At 71.6% G+C, this 4933-nt stretch carries 6 protein-coding genes; all 6 read left to right on the top strand.

Annotation, left to right across the window (positions count from 1 at the left end; all coding sequences use genetic code 11):
- On the top strand, positions 1-197 hold a 197-nt coding region (locus ABZT06_RS50160; protein WP_355756543.1), incomplete at its 5' end, for a shikimate kinase.
- Positions 194-1285, top strand: a complete 1092-nt coding sequence (gene aroB, locus ABZT06_RS50155; protein ID WP_355756538.1) for a 3-dehydroquinate synthase — start codon at positions 194-196, stop codon at positions 1283-1285. The genes ABZT06_RS50160 and aroB, both read left to right, overlap by 4 nt.
- A 291-nt stretch (positions 1286-1576) precedes the next feature.
- The gene (locus ABZT06_RS50150) at positions 1577-2482 is read left to right on the top strand and encodes a Pro-rich N-terminal domain-containing protein (protein ID WP_355756535.1); all 906 of its coding nucleotides are present in this window, start codon (positions 1577-1579) and stop codon (positions 2480-2482) included.
- 100 nt (positions 2483-2582) lie between these two features.
- A complete protein-coding gene (locus tag ABZT06_RS50145) occupies positions 2583-3686 on the top strand; it encodes an aminopeptidase P family protein (RefSeq protein ID WP_355756532.1) in 1104 nt (367 codons plus the stop codon).
- A 52-nt stretch (positions 3687-3738) separates the two neighbouring features.
- Positions 3739-4305: an elongation factor P gene (gene efp, locus ABZT06_RS50140; protein WP_057614159.1), complete on the top strand. Its 567-nt coding sequence runs from the start codon at positions 3739-3741 to the stop codon at positions 4303-4305.
- 2 nt (positions 4306-4307) lie between these two features.
- Positions 4308-4742, top strand: coding sequence for a transcription antitermination factor NusB (gene nusB, locus ABZT06_RS50135; protein WP_355756529.1), 435 nt, complete (start codon positions 4308-4310; stop codon positions 4740-4742).
- Positions 4743-4933 lie beyond the last annotated feature (191 nt).

Genomic DNA, 4933 nt, shown 5'->3' with positions numbered 1-4933 from the left:
AGGCGGTCAAGCGCACCGGCCTGAACGCCGCGCGCCCGCTGCTCGCGGTCAACCCGCGCAAGCAGTGGCGCGAGCTGATGGAGGCGCGCCGCCACCTGTACGAGTCGATCGCCACGGCGGTCGTGGCCACCGACGGCCGTACCCCCGAAGAAGTCACCGAGATCGCGCTGGACGCACTGGAGTTGAAGGAAGCATGAGCGAGGCAGTGACGCGCATCCAGGTCGGCGGCACCGCGGGCAGCGAACCGTACGAGGTCCTGGTGGGACGTCAACTCCTGGGCGAGCTCGGCACGTTGGTCGGGGAGAAGGCCCAGCGGGTCGCGGTCATCCACCCCGAGGCGCTCGCCGGCACCGGAGACGCGCTGCGGGCCGACCTCGCCGAGCAGGGCTTCGAGGCCGTCGCCATCCAGGTCCCGAACGCGGAGGAGGCCAAGACCGCCGAGGTCGCCGCCTACTGCTGGAAGGCGCTCGGCCAGTCCGGCTTCACCCGCTCCGACGTCGTGGTCGGCGTCGGCGGCGGCGCGACCACCGACCTCGCGGGGTTCGTGGCCGCGACCTGGCTGCGCGGGGTGCGCTGGATCGCCATCCCGACCACCGTGCTCGCGATGGTCGACGCGGCCGTCGGCGGCAAGACCGGCATCAACACCGCCGAGGGCAAGAACCTCGTCGGCGCCTTCCACCCGCCCGCCGGCGTCCTGTGCGACCTGGCCGCGCTGGAGTCCCTGCCGGTCAACGACTACGTCTCCGGGCTCGCCGAGATCATCAAGGCCGGTTTCATCGCCGACCCGGCGATCCTGGAGCTCATCGAGTCCGATCCGGAGGCCGCGCGCACCCCGGCCGGCCCGCACACCGCCGAGCTCATCGAGCGCTCGATCCGGGTCAAGGCCGAGGTCGTCTCCTCCGACCTCAAGGAGTCGGGCCTGAGGGAGATCCTCAACTACGGCCACACGCTCGCGCACGCCATCGAGAAGAACGAGCGCTACAAGTGGCGGCACGGCGCCGCGGTCGCCGTGGGCATGCACTTCGCCGCCGAACTGGGCCGTCTTGCGGGCCGGTTGGACGACGCGACGGCCGACCGCCACCGCGCCGTCCTCGAGTCGGTGGGCCTGCCGCTGCACTACCGCTACGACCAGTGGCCCAAGCTCCTCGAGACCATGAAGGTCGACAAGAAGTCCCGCGGCAACCTGCTGCGGTTCATCGTCCTGGACGGACTGGGCAAGCCCACCGTTCTGGAGGGCCCGGACCCGGCCGTTCTGCTCGCCGCGTACGGCGAGGTCGGCCAGTAGGTCCCGCGACGGGCGTTCCGCCTGATTCGCCTTGCCCCAGGGGCACTTCGGGGCGCCCCCGGTCGTTTCACCAAACGTGGGCCGGGGGCGGTACCGTTCGGTGGCGAGCGGGGTATGCACCACCCCGTAACCAGCGCCGATCAGCCTGACGCGAGTGAGCCGGAGGGGCGCGTCGGAGACGAGAGGACGAGCGAGCGTTGGCCTTCGGGCCGCGCCCGGTCGGACTCCCGGCACCGACGCGAGCGTCCCGGAGGCGAGCGAGCCGAAAAAGACGAGACGGAGTGGCACCGGATGCAGCACGCAGTGGGTTCTCCGCTGCCGCCGCCCCATCAGCCGGGGCACGGACCGGCCGTCGGCTGGTCGCCGGCCGCACACCAGCCGGGACCGCATCACCCGGGTGCGCACCCGGGGTCCGCCCCGGTGCCCCCACCGCCGCCGGCACCGGGCTTCTCCCCGGCTCCGATCCCGCCGACGCCACCGCATTCCCAGGCACCGCCGACGCCGCAGCACTCGCCGGTCCCGCCCGCGCCGCAGCACTCGCCGGGGCCGGTACCCGACACCACCGGCCATGTGCCACTGCCGCCCGGCGCCCCCGTGGGCGCCCCCGGCACCCCGCCCGTCACCGCGCCCGATCCGGCGGGCACGACCCTGGCGGTGCTGCTCATCGGCCCGGCGGGCGCCGGAAAGACGAGCGTCGCGAAGTACTGGGCCGACCATCGCCGGGTGCCCACCGCCCACATCAGCCTCGACGATGTACGCGAGTGGGTCCGCTCGGGCTTCGCCGACCCGCAGTCCGGCTGGAACGACCACTCCGAGGCCCAGTACCGCCTCGCCCGCCGCACCTGCGGCTTCGCCGCCCGCAACTTCCTCGCCAACGGCATCTCCTGCATCCTCGACGACGCGGTCTTCCCGGACCGGCCGGTGGTCGGTCTCGGCGGCTGGAAGCGGCACGTGGGCCCGGGGCTGCTGCCGGTGGTCCTGCTGCCGGGCCTGGAGATCGTCCTGGAGCGCAACGCGGAGCGGTCCGGCAATCGCCGCCTGACGGATGAGGAGGTGGCACGGATCCACGGCCGGATGGCCGGCTGGTACGGCTCGGGTCTGCCGATCATCGACAACTCCCAGATGGACGTACCGCAGACGGCGAGGATCCTGGACGACGTACTGGCGAGGTCCATCGCGAGCCCGCCGAAATGGTAGGGCTCTGCCCGGAGGCGGGGAGCTGACCCACGCGGGGGGGCGACCCCCACTCGGCCTTCCTCGAACGGCGCGGCACCCGCAAGGCTCCTAGGCTCGAACCATGTCAGAGGTGTACGTCACCCGGAGAGCCCGCCTGAGAGACCGCTGCCGAGCCGGCGGCAGCCAATCCGCGCTGATCTCCCGCCCCGCCAACGTCCGCTACCTCGCGGGCACCGCCCCCCGCGGCGCCGTCCTCCTGGTCGGTGCCGGTGAGGACGTGCTGCTCTGCCCCGGCCCCCTGGACGACCGCACGGAAGGCCGTCCCGACGAGGCCCTGCGGCTCCACACCCTCCCAGGCGCCGGAGGCGACCCCGCCGTCGCGGCGGCCGACCTCGCGGAGGCACAGGGCGGGGGATCCCTCGCCGTCGAGGAACAGCACCTCACCGTGGCCCGCCACCGGGCCATCCGCTCCGTCGTCCCGCGCCTGCGCCTCGCCGACCTGGGCGGCGCGGTCGAACAGCTGCGCGTCATCAAGGACGAGGAGGAGATCTCCTGCCTGCGCATCGGCGCCGAGATCGCCGATCAGGCACTCGGTGAGCTCCTGGAGTCCATCCTCGTCGGCCGCACCGAGCGGCACCTCGCCCTCGAACTGGAGCGCCGCCTCGTCGACCACGGCGCCGACGGCCCTGCCTTCGCCACCTCCGTCGGCACCGGTCCGAACTCCGGCCGCCCGGCCCACCGCCCCACCGACCGCCGTGTCGAGGAGGGCGACTTCCTCTCCGTCTGCCTGGGCGCGAGCTACCGCGGCTACCGCTGTGAGATCGGCCGTACCTTCGTCATCGGTACGTCCCCCGCCGCCTGGCAGATCGAGCTCTACGACCTCGTCTTCGCCGCTCAGCGGGCTGGACGGGAGTCGCTGGCACCCGGCGCCGCCTACCGTGACGTGGACCGTGCGGCCCGCCAGGTACTGGAGTCCGCGGGCCACCACGAGGGGCTCCCGACCCTCACCGGACACGGTGTGGGACTGGAAATCGACGAGGACCCGCAGCTGGCCCCCTCGGCCATGGGTAAACTGGACGCTTGCGTGCCGGTCACCGTCGAACCGGGGGTCCACCTCCCGGGACGGGGCGGCGTCCGGATCGATGACACGCTCGTCGTACGCCCCGAGGCGGACGGCGGACCCGAGCTACTCACCATCACGACCAAGGAGCTGCTCGCACTATAGGCAAGGTGCGTGCGCCGGGGTCGTCCACGTCAGTCCAGGAGATTCCGCAACCGTGGCTTCCACGAACGACCTCAAGAACGGCCTGGTGCTCAAGCTCGAAGGCGGCCAGCTCTGGTCCGTCGTCGAGTTCCAGCACGTCAAGCCCGGCAAGGGCCCCGCATTCGTGCGCACCAAGCTCAAGAACGTGCTGTCCGGCAAGGTCGTCGACAAGACGTTCAACGCCGGCGTCAAGGTCGAGACGGCCACTGTCGACAAGCGCGACATGCAGTTCTCGTACATGGACGGCGAGTACTTCGTCTTCATGGACATGGAGACCTACGACCAGCTGATGATCGACCGCAAGGCGGTCGGTGACGCGGCCAACTTCCTGATCGAGGGCTTCACCGCCACCGTGGCACAGCACGAGGGCGAGGTGCTCTTCGTCGAGCTGCCGGCCGCCGTCGAGCTCGTCGTCCAGGAGACCGAGCCCGGCCTGCAGGGCGACCGCTCCACCGGTGGCACCAAGCCCGCCACCCTGGAGACCGGTCACCAGATCCAGGTCCCGCTCTTCATCACCACCGGTGAGAAGATCAAGGTCGACACCCGCACGAGCGACTACCTCGGCCGGGTGAACAGCTAACCGTGGCTGCCCGCAACACGGCCCGCAAGCGCGCCTTCCAGATCCTCTTCGAGGGCGACCAGCGCGGCGCCGACGTCCTGACGGTCCTCGCGGACTGGATCCGGCATTCCCGGAACGACACCCGGCAGCCGCCGGTGAGCGAGTACACGATGCAGCTGGTCGAGGGCTACGCGGAGCACGCGCGGCGCATCGACGAGCTGATCGCGCAGTACTCGGTCGGCTGGACGCTGGACCGGATGCCGGTCGTCGACCGCAACATCCTGCGTCTGGGCGCCTACGAGCTGATCTGGGCCGACGAGACCCCGGACGCGGTGGTGCTCGACGAGATGGTGCAGCTGGCCAAGGAGTTCTCCACGGACGAGTCGCCCTCGTTCGTGAACGGCCTGCTGGGCCGGCTCAAGGACCTGAAGCCGTCGCTGCGCCGAGACGAGGCGTGAGCCCGGGCGCTGAGGCGCTCGAGACGTGAATCGCCTGAGGGCCCGCAGCGTGACCGCTGCGGGCCCTCAGGCGTGTTCGTACGGGTTGTGCGTGTGGGCCCCACAAGGCCCGCAGAAAGCCGCCGGGGTGGGCGGCACCCGGTAGGTGCCGCGACCCCGGCGGGCCCGTTTGTCACCCCAAAACGCCCGGT

It is taken from the genome of Streptomyces sp. NPDC005483 (assembly GCF_040606035.1).
Lineage (GTDB): Bacteria > Actinomycetota > Actinomycetes > Streptomycetales > Streptomycetaceae > Streptomyces.
Note: the sequence above shows the minus strand (reverse complement) of the source record. Positions and strands in the feature narration are given on the sequence as shown.

Excerpts from the sequence above, each read along its gene's own strand:
- aroB (WP_355756538.1), top strand. The coding sequence starts at position 194 with ATGAGCGAGGCAGTGACGCGCATCCAGGTCGGCGGCACCGCGGGCAGC.
- ABZT06_RS50145 (WP_355756532.1), top strand. The coding sequence starts at position 2,583 with ATGTCAGAGGTGTACGTCACCCGGAGAGCCCGCCTGAGAGACCGCTGC.
- ABZT06_RS50150 (WP_355756535.1), top strand. The coding sequence starts at position 1,577 with ATGCAGCACGCAGTGGGTTCTCCGCTGCCGCCGCCCCATCAGCCGGGG.